This window comes from Clostridium sp. Marseille-Q7071 (genome assembly GCF_965112025.1).
Window position 1 is genome coordinate 72,710 of sequence record NZ_CBCOPR010000001.1, and the last position, 23,579, is coordinate 96,288.

The window sequence follows — 23,579 nt, forward strand, 5'->3', positions numbered from 1 at the left end:
AAATTTTTATAAAGGCAGGAATACCTGCCTTTATTTCATTAATACATATAATATTAATATTTTCTACATATGTCCATAAGCTTAATCAGTTGATTTTTTAATGCTTTTTTATCACTTCTCCATGAATAAAGTTCTCCCGGTCCTCCATATTCTAAAGTTATGATATCTGGTGAACACTTTGAAAGAGCCCATTGTAAAATTTCAAAATCTTCTTCCTTCATTTCCAAATGATAATCTCTAAGCTCTATACCTTCGATTTCATGAGTACCTACTATATGTATTTCCTTCACTTTATCTAATGGTAATTCCTCTAAATAGTTATAAATATCTTCTCCACTATTTCTTGCTGTTACCTTTGCGTGTGCAATATCCAATAATAAATGAGCATTAGTTTCATCACATATCTTTTTTATTATATGTGGTTTTACGCATATCTCCATAATTCCAAATTCTTTTATATCAATTGATGAGTATGGCATATTCTCTACTAAAAAAGGGACTTCTATATTATCAATCCAAGCTTTTGTTGATTCACTCATATATCTAATTATTTCTTCTTCCGTTACATCCTTATCCCAATCTTGCATACATGATGCTAAATGAAATCCATAATGAGGTGATTTAAATTTTTTTATACTATCATTTACGTATTTCCAATCTACATCTTTTATATTTTTCATTGTTGCTCTTTCATTAAAGCCTAATCCATGTAGAAGAACTGGTCGCAAAGAGAGAGATACTTCAAGTGCTTCATTGTATATGTCATAAAGACCAAGTTTTATATAATCTACATCAACTATGTTTTCTTGTAAGAGTTCTATAAGTTCTTTTGAATAATTACATCCTAGTAACATTTTTAAACTCCTCTTATTAATTATGATTTTTACATAATAAATTATTCATTTGGATCTGTTGTCCACCCTTTTGAAATAATATCATCATCAACTTTAAAAGCTAATCCTTTATTTCTTACATATAGGATATTTTCATCAGGATATATAGCAACATCATCCTCTTCTTTAGTTCCAACGTCCAGTATTTGCAATACTTCTTCACTATTATTAATAAATTGATGTGCAATATTTTTGCCAGCAGGCTTTGAAATTACGTCTCCAGATTTAACTTCAAATTCTTCGTCGTTTATTCTTATGATTCCCTTCCCACTCATTATAAGAAAAAACTCTTCTTGCATTAAGTGATGATGATATTCTGTACTTTTATAACCTGGTTCTATATAATCTATACTTACATATATTTTTTCACTACCTACAGCATTTCCTACATACATTGTTTTAGCACCTTGAAACTTACTAATATATTGCTTTGGTATATTATTCATATTGCATATATTTTTCATAAAGCACTACCTTTCTTATTTAAATTAATATAAATTAAGTCTATTAATTTTTCTGTCATTTCAATAATTCCTAATTATTTTAAAATTTTATTCTTATTTAATTCACTTGGTTAAAAATGTACAAATAAATCATTTTGAATTTTGAATTATCATCACATAATCAAAATAATCTGCTGTTACTCCTTTTTTATGATAGCCATTTTGAACAAACACAATTTCAGAAATAAAATCTGTATATAATGCTTTAGAAAATGGTGAGTTTTTGCCATTTAACTTAATTAAAGTATGATTCGACTTTAAATATTTATCTAAAACTTCATTGTCATTATAAGTAGATAGAACGTCTTCTGCTCTTGCAGAATAGGAGTTTTTATAAAATAATGCTATAGATAGAATTTTATCTTTTAATTCTGGAATTTTTTCATTAATATCCTCTGCTAGCCACACTCTATTTGTAGTCTCCTCTTTATAAATATGACTTAGACCAAATTGACCAAAATATTTTCCTTTTGGATAATGATTATAGACTTTTTCAAAATTTTCATACAATTTTTCTTCTCTTTTCATATGTGCTAAATCACTATCAAATATATTTCCATCATATACTTCTATAGTATTTTTTAAATTATCTATTAACATAAAGAAATCAAAAGCTTCCTCTTTTAATATATCCTCATACAGTTTTTTATTTTTATATATTTTATCCACTAACACTGGCAGTTTATTTTTATATTTATCAAATTGCTTTTCCAACTCTTCAACAGGAGCATTTTCATCTAAATTCATAATTTCATATAGCTCTTTAAGAATACTTAAGTCTTCTTCAACTTCTTCATACTTTTTATTTTTTAACATATCTATTAAATATGATTCAGTTCCAAATCCATCAATACCTATAGCTACAACTTGTATTTTATCCTCATCTTTTAATGTTTTGTTATATCTATATATTTCTTTCCACATTTCATATTTTTCAGGTCGTCTTTTTTTATTTACAAATTTATTTAAATAATTTTCATCACCTGTTTGTAGATACTTATTTTTATAAATTGAATATAAATATTCATCTTCCTCTACCAAATATTTAAAATTAGTCTCCTGTTTTAAATATTTTAAGAATTTTAGAAATACCTTTGCATTATCTTTAATATCATGAACTTCTCCTATTAAAAATAATTTATTATTTTTAAGATCATCTTTTAATAATTTAAAAGATGAATAATCTTCATTATCTTCTAAATCAATTTGAACGTTATTTTTATCTAAATACTTATAATATTGTTTTAAAGATACTTCATCATTCTCGCTTTTATCGGAATTAGCACAAGATGTAAAATTAAATATCATAATAATTGCAATAATTAATAATACTATTTTTCTTTTCATATCTCTAACCCCCTTATTTAATTCACAATTTACAATGCACAATTATGGAAATTTCTCAGCAATAGCTGAGAAATTTAGAATTGATTAACTGTAGGGGAGAGCAACGTTCTCCAGAAAATCCAATTCCATTCCCATTATTAGATATATAAAAAAATTTCAAATAATGTTTGCAACTACAAAAATCTATTAAAGAAATTAGTTTGATCAAAACTAATTTCAACCTTAATTGTGAATTTTGAATTGTGCATTGTGAATTGCTTTAATATGTTTGTATCTCTAGTAGATCTTCTATTCTGTCATTCATAAATTTATATGAATCATAAACCCCTTGGTTATAAAATTCACTTGATAGTTCTTCTATGATAAAATCTAAAATCATTCCACAAGCTAAATCTCCTAATTCTTCTTCTCTTTCTTCTAAAAAATAATTTTTAATTTTAGATATCATTTCTTCTCTTTTTTCTTTACTTAATTTAATTTTACTGTTCATAATTTTATTTTAGTGATAAGTTGTCTAGCAAGTATACAACTCTCACTAAAGCCTCCTTTCTTCCATACTATACTTTTTTTAAAATCCTCTATTAATGCAATATTGTATTATGTGGCCATAGTTAAATTGTTATTATATTGTAAATATATTCTACCAAAAATATTAATAACCTTTCTTTTTTCCCATATAAAGATAAATAATCATAAATAGCTAATTACCTTCTAATTATTACTGTAAAAAGAAGAAATTATAGTGAGAAATACTTCACTTTTATAAATTCGTTCATTAATATTACTTTTATGGTTTTTATTGACAAGATAATTTGGAAATGATATTATTAATTTGGTTAAATTTAGAAGAAAACTTTGAAGTGTGTTCTGTATATGGGCATCTAGAACATATGAAGTTACTGATGCAACCGGCTTCTAAAAAATTGTATCATTAGGGGGAATTCTTTATGAAATCAAAAAGAACTTGTTCATTAGTAACAATTATGGCATTAATTTTAGCTGGAACTATTAATGTAAATGTAAATGCATCTGTGCAAGAGAATCACAAAACATTTACTGGTAAATTACCAGCTAACATAGTTGCCAATTCAGTAGAAGGAAATAAAACTACTATACCTGAATGGACAAAAAATACTAGATATTATGTAGGTGATAAAGTTATACATGAAGGTAATATTTATGAATGTATAGTAGATCACTCTAGATTATCTCCATCAACAAAATATGTGTGGAAACTTATGGGAGAAGAATGGAAAAGAAATACTAGATACTACGTAGGTGATAGAGTTATATATGAAGGTAATATTTATGAGTGTATAGTAGATCACTCTAGATTATCTCCATCAACAAAGTATGTATGGAAACTTATAGGCGAAATCTAATCCTATATATAGGTCTAAACTATTATAAAAGTCTTTAGTTGTGAGCCCCAAGAATAAAACACTTAAATTTTAATAAATATTGGCTTATTAAAAATTCCTCAAATAGAGGAATTTTTTTATATGCCAAAAGATAAAAAAGACTAAGCTTATATTACTTAATCCTTAAACCTTAAGTGTATGATACTTAACTTTTGCTTTTAAATTTATTATACTAACTAGTTATTTTTTTGAAGATGACTTAACTTTAAAGCCTTTATCTGTAGTTATTATTTTTATGTTTAGAATATTAAGTAACTCAGATAAACTCTTAACTTGATTAATATATTTGATGTTGTTTTTCTTAACTAGCAATTCTACCATTTTTATAATGTCTTCTTTTTGCTCTTTATTAAGTTTGTAATTATCTTTTAAACATAATCCATTAATATAAATTAATGTAGTCCAAATTTGCTCCTCTGCAATTTTATTAATATCCATAAGTACCCATGTAAAATCTTTTCTTCTGTAATTTGCTGGATATGCCTTTTTAAAAAATTCTATAAAGTGATTAATAGGCTGTGGATCTTTCTCCTTAACATACTTTCCTAATTGTGCTTTCAGTTGATTCTTTAAATACATAATTGTATTAGGTTTAATAACAGCCTTCATTTCATCTATACTATTATAAATTAATATATATGTATCTTGTATTTGCTCACTTGTTATATTGCCTGCCTTAAGTACTTTCGTAATACTAATATATTCTAATATATTCTTCTTGCAATTTAATTCTTTATTATATAGTACTTCCCAAATTTCCTTTGCCCCTAACCCCTCTAAGTTTTTATTTATCTCTAATTGATCTTTATCATTAATATCCATATTAAATTGTACCATCCTTTTTTTGTTTTCATTATATCACACTTAGGATATGGATTTCTTAAGGGACTTTAGTATCGGCATACAATATAAAACTTAAAATATACTCTAGAAAATAGCTTAACCCCTTAGAAATTAAGGATTAACAATGAAGAATGAAAAATTCAGGAAAAAATTCACTAAAGGTGAATTTCTTAAAATAAAATTTATTTTAAGAAAACTCTAAAGGCTTTGGTCTTGGAGTTTTAACCATAATTCTTTATTTTTCATTCTTAACTTTTAATTCATATTCAAGGGACGGTTCATTAAAATATATAAATATTTTTTAATTACTAAAAAAATAATGAACCGTCCCTTATCTATTTCTTTACTTCAAATATACAGGCTTTTGTGGTTATGGATATATCTCCTTTTTCTTTAATGTAATCATCTATATATTTTCTAAAATCATCTTTCTTTTTTCCTACAAGTACAGAGGTTCCTTTTATACTAGAAGCTTTATAAGAAACAATAGAATCAATATCAGATGTAACAATCTTTCCTTCTAAGACTTCCACCTTAACTTCACTAAAATATTTTCCTAATAATGCTTGTCCATTTTCAAGTTGAAATCTATCACACATTCCATTATTATGAAGCCCTAAAGTAGAATCAAATTTTTCTATAAGGTTATTTAGCTCATTCATAGCTTCACAAGAATTAGCGGCGATATAAAATGTCCCATCTTTAACAAGAACTCGCTTTATTTCTAATAAGGCTTTTTCTATATCTGGAACAAGATAGATCATATGTCTTGCAATTACTACATCAAAACTTTCATCTTCATAAGGAATATTTTGTGCATCAATCTCCTTATATATAAAATCCTGCTCTATTTGCTCTAATTTTTCTTTTACATTTTGGAGCATAGAAGCAGAAAAATCAGATAAAGTAATATTCCATTCGCTCTTCACACTCTCTTTGTTCTTAAGCCAAAGTTCTCCAGTACCGCAACCTAATTCTAGTACTCTTGCCTTGCTTGGAAATTTCATTTGATTAAAACACCAGTTATTCCAATCTGTTTTATTAATATTATAACTATGAAGCTTAGTTCTTAAATTAAAATTTTCAGCATTTTTATACTGCTCTTTCACTTTACCTTCCATATTAGTTATCTTGATAATATCAATAAGTTTTTCAACCTCTAAAAATCCATTTTCTTTTATTTGATTTTCAGCTTTATCAAAAACAGTTATAACTGATTCTAGATGTTTTTTCTTTTCTTCTAAAGCACTTTTTTGAGCGCTAATTATGCTTTCTAAATTTCCTTCTCTTTTATATAAAATTTCATTTATCTCACTTAAAGATAATCCAATAAATTTTAAAGTAATAATTTGCTGAAGTCTCAAAAAATCTTCTTCACAATAAACCCTATATCCAGAGCTAGTTTTATATGATGGTTTTAATAATCCGATTTTCTCATAATGAAGTAATGTTCTTACAGTTACCCCTGATCTTTTAGCAAACTCACCGATTTTCAAGATATTGCCTCCCTTCATAGTTATTCTAAGCTCCTACCTTAGGTTGGAGTCAATCTTTAAAAATACACTATATTAACTTTATTATGATTCAACTTGTAAACTAGAATCTTTCTTTAAAGATTCATAAATAAATCCTATAGAAAAAATTATAAACATAAGAATGTAAGATACTATTGAAATAATAGTTCCATCAATTGCATTAGTAAACATCGTAATTACTTTTGTTGCTATAGGCACTATAAGTATCATATAATTTTGAGATATTCCTGCTATTATAAAATTTTTATTTGCATCATTTACTAATACAAATTGCCAAAGATAAAAGAGAAATGATATCGCCCACAGACTATTACCTATTAAAAAACTCTTTACTCTATTGTGATTTGCCTTCGCAAATACTTTTCCAGCCCAAAACCAAAATATAATAAAAGCAATAACAAATATCCATGGAACCGTAGAATATATTTGTAAAATAAAATTAACTCTGTTTATAATAATCCCAATTATTAAAGGTATTAATATTATTACTATATATTTAGATTTATTTTCACAGTCCATAAAAGTCTCACCCTTAACTTTCTAAATGATTTAAGAACCAATCCTTGGTAAGATTGATTAAAGTATCATAATATTCAAGAAAACTATGGTCAGCACCATCAATAATTTCTAATCTACTCTCCTTAGGAAGTAAGGTCATTGCTCTTTTAGAATTTTCACAAAGAAGCTTTTCCTCCTCATCATTATTACCATGTATTAGCAAAATAGGGCAATGAATATTCTTCATAAGTTCACTTTGATTTGTTAACTCAAAGTCCATAAGCATTTGTTTATCAATTATTACTTGTTTTCTTATTCCTTCAGTTATATTTTCAGTGATATATCCTTTTTCATTTAATTCTTTAATTTGTTCCTCTGTAAAATACTCACTCCAATTATATTTCATTGGACCAGTTAAAGCTCCTGATAAAACCATTGTATCTATTAAACAAATAAGACTTCCAAGACTATGGCCATAAAGTCCTATTTTTTTATATCCTAGTGATTTTACAAATTTAATTGCAGAATTTAAATCATCTATTTCTTTAGAAACAGTTATGCTATCATCATCACTTTCCCCACATCCACAAAAATCAAATGTCAAAACGTTATATCGACATTGATTAAAAGCTTCTACAAGTCTAGGAAATCTCCCCTTTGAACGCTTATCAGAAATAAAGCCATGAGCAAAAATAATTATTGATTTAGACTTTGTAGGAAAAATATTCCCTACTAATTTTAAATTTCTTGAATTAATAAAAGTGATTCTTTCCATATTTATCCCCCTTTTATTAACCATATTATATAAACATAGTTTTTAATATCTTCCATACTAAGCTATAATATCCTCCTTTTTACTACGCAAAAAAGCGTGACTGCTGTCACGCTAATTAAAATTATTAAATTCACAGTTAACAATTATTTAAATTTTCCAACCCAGGGGTCTATAACAAAGTCATAAGTTTTAAACAAAATAAAAGCAGTTACAACATTTAAATCTGCAACTACTTTTTTATATAGACCCCTGGGGTGCAGTAGGATACGGAACAATATCTTCGGTATTGAACAATACTTAGAATATATTGATTATGTCCATAATATTAGTATAAACTCACTAGCTTTAACTCCAAATTATACTGCACCCCAGGGGTTTTAGTGTTGCATCGTTCCAAGAAAAATAAAATATAGAAACACATGTTAATATCTATTTGATAAATTTATAGGTAATTGTTATATTTAATGGAAATTTACATATTTTTATCAATATATTTACAGTAATAATGCAAATATTATTGCGAGTATTTTTAAAAAAAATTTTAAATTTTTGCTAAAATCATGTTCCAAATAGTGGAACATCTTGAACATTTATTAGTAAATTAGTTCGTATTATTCGCATTACTTTTAACATGGCCATGTTCTTTTTAGATTCTATGTTTAAAATTTGCAATAATACATAGGATATTAGTGCAGAGTAAATCTGTATCTTGAGTGCATTTTCATTGTGACCTATCCAATGTTTAATTGTTAGGTGTTGCTTAATCCACTTGAAAAAGCACTCAATTTTCCATCTTATTTTATAAAGGTAAATTACCTCTCTTGCACATATATTACGCATATTTGTTAATAATCTTATTTCTATCTTTTCATTTTTGCTATTAGTATCAGTATAAGTAATTTCTCTATATACTCTTTTATTTTCATCTGTATCTTTATTTTTAATTGCATTAGCACCTAATATAATATCTCTATCTAATACATTTTCGAATGCATTTTCTTCTGAACAATCTCTTTTCCCACAATGAAACACCCTAGCATCTGCATATAGTGGAGTAATAAACTGAATTTTATTATCATAAAGAGTATCATACCACTTATAGTTGCGATATCCTCTATCAAATAAATATATGCTTCCATCATCTACAATAAGGTCGCCTATACAATCAGTGTCCCTAATCTTTGAGGGAAATGTATTAACTTTCTCAGGAATATCTTTTGTATAGTTATATAGTATATTAAATTTAATTGATGATTTTCCACATTCATAATAAAGCTCAGGAGCAAATTTAGCAGCTATCTGAATTGTGGTAGAATCCATAATTTTTATATTTCCTAATTTCTCTGAAGCTTTATTAATTCCGACCTTTTTTATAAAATAGTTTACAATATCTTGAAAGGTTTTTTCAAAAACTTGATAATTTCTTTGTTCATTTTTACGAGATATTTGAGATACACTTGGTAAGTTAAAGAGCTCTTGCATACTTGGTGTTTCCTTATAAACATCAACTAATGCATGAAGTGAGTTGCAGTTGGAAACCTGTAAAAATATCATTGATTTTATATGAGAAAAAGTATCAAAAGTTTTTGTTTTAAAATCACTATTGTACGTGTTTGTTAAACAATTTACTTTATTCTCAGAAATTGGCTTAATTAATTTCGTAAAAACTTTTTCCATTTTTCTGCTAATCATGCTAAATTACCTCCTTTTAAACAATTTTAATAATATTCTTACTAAAATATCAATAAGGTTTCTTTAGGTAATTTAGGATACTTATTCAAAGATGCAACACTAAAACCCCAGGGGTGGAATCTACAATAAAAATTCTTAATTTCATATTAATGTAAACTTAGACAGCTTAATAATGCAATTCTATGAATGCATAGATCAAATTTAAAAATGATACATCTATATTATCGTCTTCTATTTTTTCCATTATTTTTATTATTGCCTTTAACTCTGTCTTTTGGTTTATTCTGTTTCAATCTTCCCTTACTTTCTTTTCGATTATTTTCCTTTGAGTTAGCCTTATCTTTAGCCTTAGATTTATATGTACCTATCTTTTTATTTTTATTATATTCTACATTATTTCTATTTCCCTTAGGCTTTATTAAGCATTTTAGTCCATATCCAATTAAGTCTGTTCTTCCCGCTTCAGTTAATGCCTCATATACTAAATTATAATGCTTAGGATTTCTAAATTGAAGTAATGCTCTTTGCATAGCCTTTTCATGTCTAGTTTTAGGAACATAAACCTCTTCCATAGTTAATGGGTCAAGTCCTGTGTAAAACATAACTGTTGATAGTGTTCCAGGAGTTGGATAGAAATCTTGAACCTGTTCTGGTTGATAATTAATATCTCTCAAATACTCAGCTAATTCTATTGCTGAATCTAATGTACTTCCTGGATGGCTTGACATTAAATACGGTATTATGTATTGTTTTTTCCCTAATTTTTCATTTATTTTAAAGAATTTTTCTCTAAATCTATCATAGGTTTTTCCAGCTGGTTTTCCCATATATTTTAAAACATTGGCTGATACATGTTCTGGAGCAACTTTTAGTTGACCACTTACATGATGCTCTATAAGTTCTTTAAAAAATTTATCATCTTTATCTGCCATTATGTAGTCATATCTTAACCCTGAGCGTACAAATACCTTTTTAATCTTAGGTAAACTTCTTACCTTTCTAAGTAATTGTAGATATTCGCTATGATCTACGTCCATGTTTTTACATGGGTTTGGATATAAGCACTGTTTATCTTTACAAGCTCCAAACTTTAATTGTTTTTTACAAGCAGGACCTCTAAAGTTTGCAGTTGGACCTCCAACATCATGAATATATCCTTTAAAGTCTTCAAAATCTGTAATTTCTTTTGCTTCTTCTAATATTGAATCTTCACTTCTACTTTGTACAATTCTTCCTTGATGAAAAGTTATGGCACAAAAAGAACAGTTTCCATAACATCCTCTTGAGCTAACTATGCTAAATTTAACTTCATCTATAGCAGCTATTCCACCTTGCTCTTCATAAATAGGGTGATAATTTTTTTGGTATGGAAGAGAGTAAACTTTATCTAGCTCTTCTCTACTTAATATCATCTCTGGTTTATTTTGCACCAAATATTTGTTTGCATGCTTTTGTACTATAGTCTTTCCTCTAATTGGATCTTGCTCCTCATATTGTACTCTAAAAGCTTCTGCATGCTTTCTCTTATCTGCACAAACTTCTTTATATGAAGGTATTTCAATATAATCATTTACATTTTCTAAATCTTCTACTACATAACACGTTCCTGGCACATGGGTAACATACTTAGCTTCCAAGCCATTATTTAAATTGTTTGCAATTTCCACAATTTGCTTTTCACTCATTCCGTATACTAAAAGGTCTGCACCACTATCAATAAGCATAGATTTTCTTACCTTATCGCTCCAATAATCATAATGAGCAAATCTTCTAAGACTTGCTTCTACACCACCAATTATAATAGTGACATTTTTATATGCTTCTCTAATTTTATTACAATAAACAATTGTTGCTCTATCTGGTCTTAATCCCATCTTTCCACCAGGAGAATAAAAATCTTTATCTCTTAGCTTTTTACTTACAGTATAATGATTAACCATAGAATCCATATTACCTGCGTTTACTAAAAATCCCAATCTAGGTTTTCCTAATTTTTTGAAGTCATCAACACTTTTCCAATCTGGTTGAGCTATTATCCCTACTTTATAGCCTACATTTTCTAAAACTCTAGAAATAATTGCAGTTCCAAAACTGTGGTGATCTATATATGCATCTCCTGTAACTAAAACAAAATCTAATTCTTCCCATCCTCTACTTTTCATATCTTCTTTACTAATTGGTAAAAATGTATTTTTCATTCGTCTCACCTGCTCATCTCTTGTTAATCTAAAATAGATTATATCATTAAATCTTTAGTTTTTACTAAGGATTCCTTATGTTAATTTTTTCATTTGATTATAAATCATCTTTTTAAAATAACTAGTCAGTATGCTCAGATATCTTGCACCATACTGCGTTCATTAATTTTTCAGATACCACAATTATCAGCATCCTTGTCTGATATAAAATATTCTCAACATCTTTAATTAGTTATTTTTTCAGATGCCTAATTAAGTTTCTGAAAAATAAAATATAAAAAGGTATGCTAAACTATCAAATTAGCATACCTTTGTTGTTGTAAAAGTTACTGCAAAAGCCTTTGCAATTTTAAATTTTGCTCCCCTAAAGTAAGCCTATTACACCTTAGTATAATGAATTTCATCCGTAAAGACGAATTCTAACTTAAAGATATAGTTTTATATTATCCTAAGAACTTTATTCTCTCATATATAACTATATTACTGGTGTAATCCAAATCCTGTTATAACTAATGTAGCCCAATCATCTTCACCATTGTCAATCCAATGATATTGAATATCAAGTTCTTTAAGCCATGCATTAAGACCATTGGTTCTTTTGCTTACATTTGGTGATTGTCTTCCAAATTTATCTTTTATAATTTCAAGCAATTCTATTTGCTCATTTTTACCTAGCTCTTCATCTAACATTTCTGATATAACTTCACAGCACTCTCCATAAGCTTTATGATCTTCATAATACAGCTCATTAGCTAATAGCTGTCTTTTCTTATTTAAATCATCTTTTACAGTATTAATTTCTTCTAAATTTGATAAGTACCTTTTAGCTATATTCATCGCTGCAATGTCATTATCTATTTTAATTATTGTTTTCTCTAATTTTGCATTTCTCATTTAGTTTTCTCACTTTACGTTTTTTTATTTAGTCATTTATTAATTATATCATTGATACCTTATGGCTAACAGCTTTATTATTTAAATATAAAAATAAAATAACTACTCAAATATGAAATAAATATTTTATGTCAAGTAATGAAACAATTTCCACTCATGGCATGGCTATGAGCAAACTCTTATGACGGAATATTACGAAAAATAGACTAGCATACTAACTAGTCACTGAGCATCTTTCAAATATGCTTTATATTATATAGAATTATCAAATATTCTTTATGTATTACCATATATTTTCTCTTACTTTATTTCAATTATTTTTCTCCAAAAGCATATATTACTGGCATATTAAAATGAAATCCATCTATCTTTCTAAATTTTTCAAGTCCATTAAATATGTCTATTTTAAATTCTTTAAACTTATTCTCACCAAGTTCTTCTACTCTTTCAAATATTGTTCTTACTACATTAGACCACATTTCTTGCCACCATTCTTCTTTGCTTTTATAAACAACATCTGCATCTTTTTGATAAGTTTTAACATTTCTAAAACCTGAATCTTCTAGTACTTTTTTCGCTCCATCTAATGTATTAAACTGTGGAATATTTGATTTTTTATTACTATTTTCATTAGATGAATCTATATTTAAATATTTATTAACTATTTCTGTTAGCCATTTTTGATCCTCTTGTACTCCCCATATGCTAAATCCAACTTGTCCATCTTTTTTTAACACTCTTAGTACATCATTTAATTTATTATCACTAAATAAAAGATATCCAATACCAAATCCACAAATAACATTATCAAAAGAGTTATTATCAAAATCTAAGTTTTCTGCATTCATTTTTATTACTTCTGCATTTTCTATATGTTGCTTTAAGATATCCTTATATGTTTCACTTACCATAACTTCTGAAATATCTATACCTATAGCATGTCCATCTTCCCCTATTTTACTTATAGTAGCAAACAATGAAGCTCCCCTACCCATGCCAATATCTAACACTTTTGCATCTTTATTAATGCTTGAAAGTTCAACTAATCTATTTCCAAATTGATTCCAATAATCAGGTCCAATTTTGCCAAATAGGTGCAACTTTATCCCACACTTCTATAAATTTTTGTTTTTCTTTATTCATATTTTATTTACCCTCTCATTTTGTTTCACAAATATCATTAATCTTAATAGTAATTTTGCAGAGTAGATATTATAAGCTTTTTAAAATTCTTATGTTTTTCTGGCAAGTCATTTTCTTCATTAATCATTTGAATTAGATTTACTAAGTCTCTTAACTTTCCCAGCTTATACCAGTTCTTTGAAAGTTTTGTCTTAGATACCTCTGAATAACTTTTTTCAAATGCTGCTATTAAATTTTTATCTAAATATTGCTCTTCTCTAAAAAATTGACCTATATCAGATATTGGATGACCAGCCATGGCAAACTCCCAGTCCAAAATACAACTGAATTTTCCATTATGAACTAAAATGTTAGTTGGTCTAAAATCTCCATGAACCAAGGAAACTTGTTTATCCATCTGTTCTAAACTCTCTTTGTTTGATAATATTAAATTTTCTATATTTTTTACCGTTTCAGCTCCTAAACGTTCTCTTGCATTTTCACCTAGAAACATTTCATACCATGTTTCTAAAGGAGGTAAAAAACTTTTCACTTCTAAATTATCATCTAAGAACCCAACTTTTGTATAGGTATGATTATGAATTGATGCTAATGTCTTTCCAATATCCCTAATTAAGTTATCCTCTAGAACATATCCAGAATTAATAGCACTTTGCAGGGTTATTCCCTGAGCAAATTCATAAATAGCAAAAGTTCTTAATTCAATGGATTCATCTTGAGATAAAAAGTATAATTTCTGTACTGATATTTCATTCTTTAATACAGATAATAACTTCTTTTCCTTTTTCCATGAGTCATCATTAATTGGAAATATTCTAAGTAAAAACACTGAATCATTATTCTTTATATGAACAACATAATTTGTATTCCTACAGCCTTCTAACAGTGGGGTAATACTCTCCACCACTAAATTTCTATCAAAAAGATAAAAAAGATGATTAACAATTCCTTTATCCATTTCATAAAAAGGAATAATTCTCTCCAGCTTACAACCCATATTACATCACACTCCAACTATTAAATGATTTAAAATAAACCTCAAAATATCTCATTTGAAAGTAACATAATCTTTCCTATTTAAATATCATCTTTTATGTTTGTTTTAATATCCTTCGATAATACAATATTTATGCCTCTTATATTTTTATTATTTCTAATGAACCGTCCCTATACATACTTTTTATAAAATACAATTGTCATGTTATCATTTATTATTTTTCTTTCTTCACCTTGGCAATAACCCATTTTCTCATATAAATAACAATTTCTCTTCTCCTGTAAAATTGTATCAAGCTCCCAAGTTGTAGCTTGTGGATATAGTTTCTCAACCATATTTATTGTTTGCTGTGCAATACCTTTTCCTTGAAATTCTGGTGCAATAAATATTGAACCTAGTCTATATCTAGTTGTATTTTCCCACCACATAATTCGAATTGCACCTGCAAGCATGTTATTAAAGATTATTTTATAATAATCACCTAATTTGTAGTTAATTCTACTTATAATTTTTTCAAGAGTTTCATTTGCAGGACTTGTTTCATAATCTTGATATTTTTCAAGTAAAGGCATAAATGTTTTAACTTGTAAATTAAATAATTCTTCAGCATCTTTTTGAGTGGCTTTCTTCAGTTGCAGGTTCATTTTATTGTCACCATCTTTCTTATACTAAAAATAACACATATATAAATTTAATATGCGTCTTATAATTAACTAAAAATTATGCTTATTTTGATTTACGATACCAATCGATTGCTTTTCTTTCCAAATTCTTTACGAACGAATCCTTACCTAAACAGTATGCTTCAATATCTGATGGATATTTATTTGCAAGTTCTTCCTTAAGTTCTCCATACTCATATGAGTCTTTTGGATGAGCTCTTAAATAATCCCTAACTGCAAGATGTCTTTCAATATCACAAGCATTATTGACATCAAATACGTGAACATGATGTGTTCTATTCGCTAAACCTTTTCTAAAGTATCGTCTACCTTCAATCCCATATTCCCCCATAGGTTCATATCCTAATTCTTTAAATTTATCGTTATATTGGTCTACTTTTTCAATATCACGCACTACTGGCATAATATCAATGATTGGTTTAGCCTTTAAATTTTCCACTGAAGTACTTCCGATATGATGAATTTCTATTAGTTCCTTTCCAAGTATTTCTTTTATCTTTTTTACCTCTTGATTATACATTGAAGTCCATTCTTGGTCATAATTAACAACAACTACTTTCATAATTTATTCCTCCTCTAATATAACTTATTTTTACTTTAACTTATAATTAATAAATTCAACAACTTGTCTATTTTTAATTGTTCACTTTAGATATTATATTCCACAATATAAATCTTTATTTAAATATATAACTTTTTTCTTATTTCATTAAGCCTTTCATTACTTACTTCGAATGCTCCTTTAAATCTATCTTCATCTGGTGTCTCTAGAAATACTTCATCGGAACTTATTTTTTCAATTATTTCTTTAAATAGGTTAATAGCTTCTTCTGTATCTGAATAATTTTTTATAATAGTAATATCTAAAATAAATTTGCCTTTAAACCATTTTTTAAAATTAGTCATGTTATCGATGTATTTTTCTAATGTATAACCTTCAAGAGGTCTTTGTAATTTCTGAAAATATTTTTCATTAGTAACTGCCAATTCTCCTATAACTTCATCGCACAATTCGAGAACTTGTTTATTTTCCTCTTTGTTTAAAAGATAACCATTACTTAGAAGTTTCACTTTTCTGCCTTTATCTTTAATAAGTTTTATAATATCTATTAATTCTTCATTTGCCATAGATTCACCATCAGGATTTATAAACACAACATCAACATCATTTGAATCTAAAAAATTTGATAACTTATTAATAAAATCTTTTGTTTCATCAAAGAAAAATTTTTTATCTGTTTTTATATCAGTTCTTCCTAATGGGCAAAATACACAATCAAAGCTACAAAATCCTTTTGGAAGTGGATTAATATTTACTGTCTTGCATCCATTTGTATCTTTATATACTTTACCTATTGAAAATGCTTCCATTTCAATCACTCCTTATTCACGTATCTCTATCATCTAATACATTTGTTAAATTAACTTATTTAAAAACTATATATAATTCATTTAAGTACTATGAATTTATATATTTAATTTTGTTTCCTGTTCAGTGATTAAATATGAAGGATGATACAGTCCTGTTGGTGGATAAAATTCATCATGTGTATAAGTAAATCCAAGTTTTTTAAGCAATTGAGCAGATGCAATATTTTTAGGACTATGACCAGCAAAAATTGCCTTAGCATTAAGATTAGTAAATGCATATTTAATCACAGCACTACATGCTTCTGTAGCAATACCAGCTCCCCAATAGTTCTCTTTTAAATGTATACCTATTTCAAGAATCTTATTTTCATAATCATATGGCCTTAATCCACAACAGCCTATATTTTCATTAGTTTCTTTAAGATATATTGGCCAGTATTGAATATTATAATTTTTATATATTTCTATCTCTATTTTTAGTCTCTCATGAACTTGCTTTTCTGACATTTTACCATCTGCAACAATTAGTTTTGTTACCCTAGCATCGCCCCAAAGTTCTAGAGCATCAGTTAAGTCCTCTTCACTCCATACTGAAAATCCTAATCTTGCTGTAGTAAGAAAAAAATCTCTCATTCTATATTCCTCCAACAGTTATAAAATTTTGTATATCTATTATATCATTGCTTAATATAGGGTTCCTCAATAAAAATTTAACTTATGCATGATTTTAAATTCCATAAAAAATTCTTTTCTATGAATGAAAAATTAAGGATTAAAGATGAAGAATTATGGTTAAAACTTCACGGTTAAGACCTTTGAAGTTTTTTGAGAATAAATTTTATTTTAAGAAATTCACTAAAGGTGAATTTCATCCTAAATTTTTCATTCTTCATTATTAATCCTTAATTTCTAAGGGGTTAATCTATTTTTATAGAAAATTTATTTTCCAGAGTATATATTAAGTTTTCGTATTGTATGCCTATAGAAGATACTATAAATTTTCTTTTTAATATGTAATAAAAGTTATATAAGCTTTATATTAATTTTAAAATAAGAAGATTTTCAATTAGTTTTAAAGTACTAATTCATACAAATTACATTCATGAACTCTTTTAAATCTATTTTTAATTTCTTCTTTTTCTTCCCCTACATAATGTGTAAAACAATTACATATAAATAACTTTTTAATTTTAGATTCAGTAATCTCACCACATTCATTTCCTTCAGTGTAGACATGTAGATATGATTCTTTCCAGTTAAATCCTCTGTTTTTATACCAATCATTTACCCACTTATCATCTCTTGTCCATGCTTCAAGCTTTTTTATACCTTTATTCTTTAATCTATTTACTGCTTCATTTAATAATAAAGTTGCAATTCCAAGCCCTCTATGTTCCGGTAATACTGCTATATGCCATATAGCCCCTCCTAATTCATTAGCACTATAGCAAACTTCTCCTTTTTCTGTTTTATACTCTATATCAATTAAACCTACTATCGTATTATCTACTTCTGCTACTAGTTCAATTGAAGGATTTTCATAATGTTCTTTTTCCCTTAATACATTATCAAAATATGCACTATCTAAAAAGGATAAGACCCTACACCTTACCCATTGAAAATTATCAGTATCATTATATTCTCTTATTATCATTCATATCCCCCTAAGATAATTAGATTTGTAATACTAACTAAATGTTTTATCTTTTATATCTGAAAATGCTATTTCTCGAAATATAACTACTGTTTACAATATCTGATAACAAAAAAATTTAAATTTTAGGGCGAACACTGTTCACCCCTACACCAAATATTTTTTATTTTGAATACATATAATTATAGTCATAACCATCTAAAGTTTTTTTGTCATAAAAACTAAATTTTCACTTTTATATTCTTATTTCTCATAGAATGATTGAACTCCTTGATTATGTGGCTCTACTAGTAGATTAATTTTTAGAGCTCCTTTTTTCTTTAATCTTACTTCCAACTCTTTAATAATTTGGGTACCAATATCTTCATTCCTTCTTTCAGGTAATACCGCTAAATGATATATCCATGCTCTTCTGCCATCCCATGCTCCAATAACTGCTCCAATAATTCCATTATCCTCTGCAACTAAAAATAGCTCCCTATCTCTTTCTAGTTTTTTCTTGATTTCTTCAATGCTATCTGACTGCTTAATTTCTAAACCACTTCTTTTCCATAGGTTAATAACTTCATCATAATCCTCAATTTTGAAATTTCTAATTATCATTTTAATCAATTCCCCACTTTAATTTTTAAAATAATAAAATTCAATTTATAACTTATAAAATTTAATAGATTATTTTTATACTTTTAAATCCTGAGTATTATAAATTTTTATACTACTAAGAGTTAACCTTAACTTCTTTTGTAGATAGATTTACAATTCGTGTTCGAGTATCTGATTTTGAAATGTATATAGCTTCTCCATTATTATCAATGCAATATGAGATAGGAATTGATATTCCGCAATTTCTATATGATCCATCTGCATGACTTGTTCCAATTATCATTGTTTTATATGTTTTTGCAATATTTTTCGCCTCGTTTATCCACTGGTCAAATTGTTCATCACTAAACATTCCAACTCCAATTGGATGTGCAATAAAATTAATCGTTTTATTTACATTCTTTAAATCTCTTACACCTTTTAAGATTCCCATGCAGGGTATCTGAAATAAAATAATTAGTCAAAGATGCAAGAATATTTTGTGTCAGACAAGGCGTCAGGTTCCAATGATAGTTATGCTATCACTGGGTTCTGACAACGCAGTATGTCACAAAATAGTCTAGCATACTGACTTTTTATTTTTTTGAAGATGCCCAGGTAAGTATCCAATTGTTGTTTTATTATAATCGGCTACCAGTGGGGCATATAGCTCTACATCTTCGTTTGGTGAAGTTTTAGCTCTTTCTAAAATTTTCTCCCCACAATTATTTATTACTATTGCTCTATCTTTATTATTAAATCTGTATGATGTAATAATAGCCACATTATATCTTTTAGCTATTTCACAAGCCTCTTCTAAAATCTTTTCATTTGATAAATATCCTTCTGGAAATAATACTATATCTATTTCTCTATTTATCTTTATTTCATTTTCAAGTTGCTCTATATTTTTCTCATGGATTGGTTGCCCTATTAAAATTTTCATATTAATCCCCTTATATAAATTTATTTAACTTTTTAAATTATCTTAATATGAAATATTGTATTTCTAGTTAATTAATTTTTTTCAAAAACAAGTTGCATTCTTGGTGCATTTTCATCTATAGCTTGTCCCTCATCGCACCAAGTGCATGCAGTCTTACATATTAAACTATACTCTTTGCATAAGTTTGTTATTTCATCCTTTGAATATAAATACCAATTAAACTCGTCTATTATATTTGTATTATTATAACTAAGAGTTACATTAAATCTACTTCCTTCTTTTTTTACTTCTTCTTTTATCAGTAGATTTTCTTTAGTAAATTCTCTCTTTCCAACATTCTTTTCAAAAAAATCTTTATTGTAAATATCTAATATAAATCTGCCATTCTTATTTAACAAACTGCTTATTTGTTTAATGATGCTATTATTAACATCATCATTAAAGTAGCCAAAGCTATGCCACATGCTAATTATTCCATCAAAAGAATAAGATAGTTTCTCTATATTTCTCATGTCATATGAAAGATATTCAACATTTTTATTAGCTGATTTTTCAGCTTTTATCAAAGCATCCTCATCTCTATCAATTCCTAATACATTATATCCATATTCCCCTAACATATTAGAATGTCTACCGTAACCACAGCAAAGATCCAATATTTTTTTATAATTTGATATTGGAAGATGTCTCTTTAAAAAATTCACTTCTATCTCAGTATCAGAGACATTTTTACCTTTCATAAATACTTCAAACCATAATTTTGAATACTCATTTGCCATGTTTTATATCCCCCTTTTACAATTGAAAATTGACGATTGACAATGTAAAATTATTGATACTTCTCTTCATAAGAGAAGTTTTGAATTTAGTTCTTTTTTAAGTTACAAAGTAACTTAAAATAAAAGACTAACATTTGTAGTATCTCCATAATATTGATTAAATTTATTAGCATTGTTGCAAACTTTACTGCACCTCAGGGGAACCCTAAAGGGCTTCACTAATATTCCCCAGAGGTGGAAAAACTAGCAATTGCATTGCTAGTAAAGATTAATTAAAGAAATTATTTTGCTAAAAATAAATTCCTCCTTAATTGTGAATTGTGAAATGTGCATTGTGCATTATTTAAAAGTATTCTCTACAACTCCTGGTAATACACTATATAGTGATTTACCCATTTTTTCTTCAAAATATAATTTAGTTTCAAAGGTTGCTTTCCATTTATCAATGATATGTTCATGCATTCCATGTCTTAATGCTACGTCAACCATTCTCTTCTCCATTAAACAATATCCACTTGGAAGTGCTAATGCATCACATAATTGTATCAACTTATCATAATCATCATATTCTACAGTTTCAATATAATCTTTAACAAAATTATATTCTTCATCACTACAATAATCCCATCTACCAAAGCTACTTCTTATGTCATTACAATTAAATGAATGAGTTAAGCAAATTCTTGCTACTTTATGATATCCTTTTTCTAGGGCAAAATTATAACCAAGTAAAGTATGTTTCATGTAAGTGTTTCCATATCTATCTCCAATGTCATGTAACATGCCTAAAACTAATGCAACATCTGAATTCAAATCCTTACAGTTTTTCGCTATTAATTCTGCTGCCTTTCCTGCATTAATTGAATGTTCTACCCAAGGACCTGGAAACAAGCTTTTTCCATCCTTCAATAACAATCTCGCTTCCTCTATAGTTGGAACCCCTTCTTCCAAATAATTTTTCATATTTTATCCCCTTATTTAAAATTATTTTATAAGCACAGTTTGTCTATTTGTGTCTATATTCAATGCAAACTAAAAAATTCCTTTTTTACAAATATTAGGAGATAACCTATTTAGTTAAAAATTAGCTACTAATAAAAAATGGTGAACACTGTTCGCCGCTATAAAATTATCTTCCATCCTTAAGTGCAGAGTTCTACATCTTCATTATTAAATTTTACAATTGAAAATAATACTAACTTAAGGAATTGGATTTTTATAACCTTTCTTAATTATATCCTCGTAGTTAGGAGGTAGCACATAACTTTTTATATGTTCAAATTTTTCAATTTTAACATTTCCAAAGCCTTCTACTGTAACAGTTATATAATCAAGTCCAACGCTGTTATGCGGTCCTATATAAGAATCAACTTGAAGCTTTAATCTAAAAGAGAATGTTCGATAACCATTCGGTCTTTCAGCATTTAATACATATACTGTGTAGGGAGCAACCATTGGAGTCTGTGTTAGGTACTTTAAGTAGTATTTATCAACTTCATTTTGAATATATGGTAACAGCAATGATATAAAAATATCTTGATATAATTCTTCTTTTGATTGTTCTGGTGGCTGATGCGGTATATTTGGTGGATATAATGTATTAGCAGAAACAAATATAAACTGAAATCCTAACATTAGTATAATTAGCATTATAATAGGTTTATTAGTCTTTCTCATTATCTCACCCTTTTCACTCATATTAGTATTATTATCTGCACTAATATTAAATTCTTACTGGAAAGTTAGAATAATATTGAGCATAAATGTCAATAAAAATAGCATTGATGATGTTAATATCAATGCTATTTTTTCGTTAACTTATATACACTTTTTTTGTATTTTACACCTCAAATATTAATTATTTTTATTATCCATTGATTAAACTGTTTTTCTGCAGCGAGAAATGTGGCGAACACTGTTCGCCGCTACAATGTTGCTAGCAATTTATTGCTAGTAAAAAATCTATTTAAAGAAATTAGTTTGATTAAAACTAATTTCAACCACAATTGTCAATTGTCCATTTTCAATTCTCAATTGCCTAACTATGATCCTGTGGATTTATAGTGTCTGACTCCAAAACGCCAAAGTATATAACTTGGGATTAAAAATAAGAAAGAAATTATTGGCGATAACATATGAAAAATTTTGTCTCCCTGATATTTATCTATAAGAAATAAAAAAGGATAATAATTAACAAATGCGAGTGGGACAATAAAAGTAAAAAATTTTAATACCCATTCTTTATATATATCTAATGGATATTGTGCAAGTTCTCTTCCACCATCTGTGAAAATATTCATAAATTCTAATCCTTCTAAAGTGAAAAAACATATTGATGCATATATCATAAACAAGCAGAAAAATAAACATACTCCACCTGCTATCATTAAAGTAAGTGTAAATATTTTTTCTAAATTCCAATGAACTCCACAGGTCATTATGGCATAAACAAATACAATAAGTGCTTGTGCAAATCTCCCTACTCTTGTGAGTTCTACTTTAGATCCTATTATTTGCAATATTTCATTTTGAGGCCTTGCCATAATTCGGTCAAATTCACCATTAGATATCATTCCAGAAAATCTATCAAATCCTCTACCAAAACATTCTGCTAGTGCAAAGGACATATATATTGTACTAAAGCATAATAATACTTCATTAAAGGTATAATTTTTAATACTCCCAAATCTATCAAAAAGAAAGTACATACTTAAAAATGAAAAAAGAGTTGCTAATGCTTGTCCTATTGCGGTAAGTATAAATGAAGTTTTATATTGCATAGCTGAACGTAAATGAATAGAAAGATATTTAATATATAATTTCAT

Annotated in this window: 26 protein-coding genes and 1 riboswitch; of the genes, 1 reads left to right on the forward strand and 25 read right to left on the reverse strand. The window is 27.3% G+C overall.

The genetic code is table 11. The annotated features are described in order from the left end of the window. Positions 1 to 53: 53 nt before the first annotated feature. The 4 genes from ACWPW7_RS00270 to ACWPW7_RS00285 form a co-directional block, all read right to left on the reverse strand. The gene (locus ACWPW7_RS00270) at positions 54 to 854 is read right to left on the reverse strand and encodes a multinuclear nonheme iron-dependent oxidase (protein ID WP_454051915.1); all 801 of its coding nucleotides are present in this window, start codon (positions 852 to 854) and stop codon (positions 54 to 56) included. Positions 855 to 895: 41 nt separating this feature from the next. Beyond that, complete coding sequence (locus ACWPW7_RS00275) at positions 896 to 1,339, reverse strand: cupin domain-containing protein (protein ID WP_454051916.1); 444 nt, start codon at positions 1,337 to 1,339, stop codon at positions 896 to 898. Positions 1,340 to 1,486: 147 nt separating this feature from the next. Then, the gene (locus ACWPW7_RS00280) at positions 1,487 to 2,743 is read right to left on the reverse strand and encodes a hypothetical protein (protein ID WP_454051917.1); all 1,257 of its coding nucleotides are present in this window, start codon (positions 2,741 to 2,743) and stop codon (positions 1,487 to 1,489) included. 259 nt (positions 2,744 to 3,002) lie between these two features. Beyond that, positions 3,003 to 3,233 carry a DUF2164 domain-containing protein gene (locus ACWPW7_RS00285; protein ID WP_039635442.1) on the reverse strand — a complete coding sequence of 77 codons (231 nt, stop codon included), beginning with the start codon at positions 3,231 to 3,233 and terminating at the stop codon, positions 3,003 to 3,005. Between the two features lie 349 nt (positions 3,234 to 3,582). Further along, positions 3,583 to 3,665: riboswitch (cyclic di-GMP riboswitch) on the forward strand. Positions 3,666 to 3,690: 25 nt separating this feature from the next. Here ACWPW7_RS00285 and ACWPW7_RS00290 point away from each other — a divergent pair. Further along, entirely contained in the window at positions 3,691 to 4,125 is a 435-nt protein-coding gene (locus ACWPW7_RS00290; RefSeq protein WP_454051918.1) for a carbohydrate-binding protein, read from the forward strand. 219 nt (positions 4,126 to 4,344) lie between these two features. Here the strand turns inward: ACWPW7_RS00290 and ACWPW7_RS00295 are convergent, their stop codons facing one another. The 21 genes from ACWPW7_RS00295 to ACWPW7_RS00395 form a co-directional block, all read right to left on the reverse strand. Then, a complete protein-coding gene (locus ACWPW7_RS00295; protein ID WP_454051919.1) occupies positions 4,345 to 4,986 on the reverse strand; it encodes a hypothetical protein in 642 nt (213 codons plus the stop codon). A gap of 356 nt (positions 4,987 to 5,342) precedes the next feature. Further along, entirely contained in the window at positions 5,343 to 6,503 is a 1,161-nt protein-coding gene (locus ACWPW7_RS00300; RefSeq protein WP_454051920.1) for a MerR family transcriptional regulator, read from the reverse strand. Positions 6,504 to 6,584: 81 nt separating this feature from the next. Next, positions 6,585 to 7,061, reverse strand: a complete 477-nt coding sequence (locus ACWPW7_RS00305; protein WP_454051921.1) for a hypothetical protein — start codon at positions 7,059 to 7,061, stop codon at positions 6,585 to 6,587. A gap of 13 nt (positions 7,062 to 7,074) precedes the next feature. Further along, entirely contained in the window at positions 7,075 to 7,815 is a 741-nt protein-coding gene (locus ACWPW7_RS00310; protein ID WP_454051922.1) for an alpha/beta hydrolase, read from the reverse strand. Positions 7,816 to 8,373: 558 nt separating this feature from the next. After that, positions 8,374 to 9,507, reverse strand: coding sequence for an IS4 family transposase (locus ACWPW7_RS00315; protein WP_454051923.1), 1,134 nt, complete (start codon positions 9,505 to 9,507; stop codon positions 8,374 to 8,376). Between the two features lie 221 nt (positions 9,508 to 9,728). Beyond that, positions 9,729 to 11,705 carry a YgiQ family radical SAM protein gene (locus ACWPW7_RS00320; RefSeq protein WP_454051924.1) on the reverse strand — a complete coding sequence of 659 codons (1,977 nt, stop codon included), beginning with the start codon at positions 11,703 to 11,705 and terminating at the stop codon, positions 9,729 to 9,731. Positions 11,706 to 12,185: 480 nt separating this feature from the next. After that, complete coding sequence (locus ACWPW7_RS00325; protein ID WP_454051925.1) at positions 12,186 to 12,599, reverse strand: hypothetical protein; 414 nt, start codon at positions 12,597 to 12,599, stop codon at positions 12,186 to 12,188. A gap of 314 nt (positions 12,600 to 12,913) precedes the next feature. Beyond that, positions 12,914 to 13,699 (reverse strand): class I SAM-dependent methyltransferase, encoded by a 786-nt coding sequence (locus ACWPW7_RS00330; RefSeq protein ID WP_454051926.1) that lies wholly within the window; start codon positions 13,697 to 13,699, stop codon positions 12,914 to 12,916. Positions 13,700 to 13,785: 86 nt separating this feature from the next. After that, a complete protein-coding gene (locus ACWPW7_RS00335) occupies positions 13,786 to 14,739 on the reverse strand; it encodes a phosphotransferase family protein (RefSeq protein ID WP_454051927.1) in 954 nt (317 codons plus the stop codon). A gap of 170 nt (positions 14,740 to 14,909) precedes the next feature. Then, entirely contained in the window at positions 14,910 to 15,383 is a 474-nt protein-coding gene (locus ACWPW7_RS00340) for a GNAT family N-acetyltransferase (protein ID WP_454051928.1), read from the reverse strand. Positions 15,384 to 15,465: 82 nt separating this feature from the next. Further along, on the reverse strand, positions 15,466 to 15,984 hold the full coding sequence (locus ACWPW7_RS00345; RefSeq protein ID WP_454051929.1) for a GrpB family protein: 519 nt from the start codon (positions 15,982 to 15,984) through the stop codon (positions 15,466 to 15,468). A gap of 119 nt (positions 15,985 to 16,103) precedes the next feature. Continuing rightward, the gene (locus ACWPW7_RS00350; RefSeq protein WP_454051930.1) at positions 16,104 to 16,793 is read right to left on the reverse strand and encodes a radical SAM protein; all 690 of its coding nucleotides are present in this window, start codon (positions 16,791 to 16,793) and stop codon (positions 16,104 to 16,106) included. Between the two features lie 96 nt (positions 16,794 to 16,889). Beyond that, complete coding sequence (locus tag ACWPW7_RS00355; RefSeq protein WP_454051931.1) at positions 16,890 to 17,426, reverse strand: GNAT family N-acetyltransferase; 537 nt, start codon at positions 17,424 to 17,426, stop codon at positions 16,890 to 16,892. Positions 17,427 to 17,865: 439 nt separating this feature from the next. After that, a complete protein-coding gene (locus ACWPW7_RS00360; protein WP_454051932.1) occupies positions 17,866 to 18,447 on the reverse strand; it encodes a GNAT family N-acetyltransferase in 582 nt (193 codons plus the stop codon). A gap of 243 nt (positions 18,448 to 18,690) precedes the next feature. Beyond that, positions 18,691 to 19,050: a GNAT family N-acetyltransferase gene (locus ACWPW7_RS00365; protein WP_454051933.1), complete on the reverse strand. Its 360-nt coding sequence runs from the start codon at positions 19,048 to 19,050 to the stop codon at positions 18,691 to 18,693. 115 nt (positions 19,051 to 19,165) lie between these two features. Beyond that, complete coding sequence (locus tag ACWPW7_RS00370; RefSeq protein WP_454051934.1) at positions 19,166 to 19,483, reverse strand: hypothetical protein; 318 nt, start codon at positions 19,481 to 19,483, stop codon at positions 19,166 to 19,168. Positions 19,484 to 19,609: 126 nt separating this feature from the next. Next, the gene (locus ACWPW7_RS00375) at positions 19,610 to 19,975 is read right to left on the reverse strand and encodes a hypothetical protein (RefSeq protein WP_454051935.1); all 366 of its coding nucleotides are present in this window, start codon (positions 19,973 to 19,975) and stop codon (positions 19,610 to 19,612) included. A 71-nt stretch (positions 19,976 to 20,046) separates the two neighbouring features. After that, positions 20,047 to 20,754, reverse strand: a complete 708-nt coding sequence (locus ACWPW7_RS00380; protein ID WP_454051936.1) for a class I SAM-dependent methyltransferase — start codon at positions 20,752 to 20,754, stop codon at positions 20,047 to 20,049. 339 nt (positions 20,755 to 21,093) lie between these two features. Further along, positions 21,094 to 21,717 (reverse strand): HD domain-containing protein, encoded by a 624-nt coding sequence (locus ACWPW7_RS00385; protein ID WP_454051937.1) that lies wholly within the window; start codon positions 21,715 to 21,717, stop codon positions 21,094 to 21,096. Between the two features lie 237 nt (positions 21,718 to 21,954). After that, the gene (locus ACWPW7_RS00390; protein ID WP_454051938.1) at positions 21,955 to 22,452 is read right to left on the reverse strand and encodes a DUF3888 domain-containing protein; all 498 of its coding nucleotides are present in this window, start codon (positions 22,450 to 22,452) and stop codon (positions 21,955 to 21,957) included. A 344-nt stretch (positions 22,453 to 22,796) separates the two neighbouring features. Further along, the gene (locus ACWPW7_RS00395; protein WP_454051939.1) at positions 22,797 to 23,579 is read right to left on the reverse strand and encodes an ABC transporter permease; all 783 of its coding nucleotides are present in this window, start codon (positions 23,577 to 23,579) and stop codon (positions 22,797 to 22,799) included.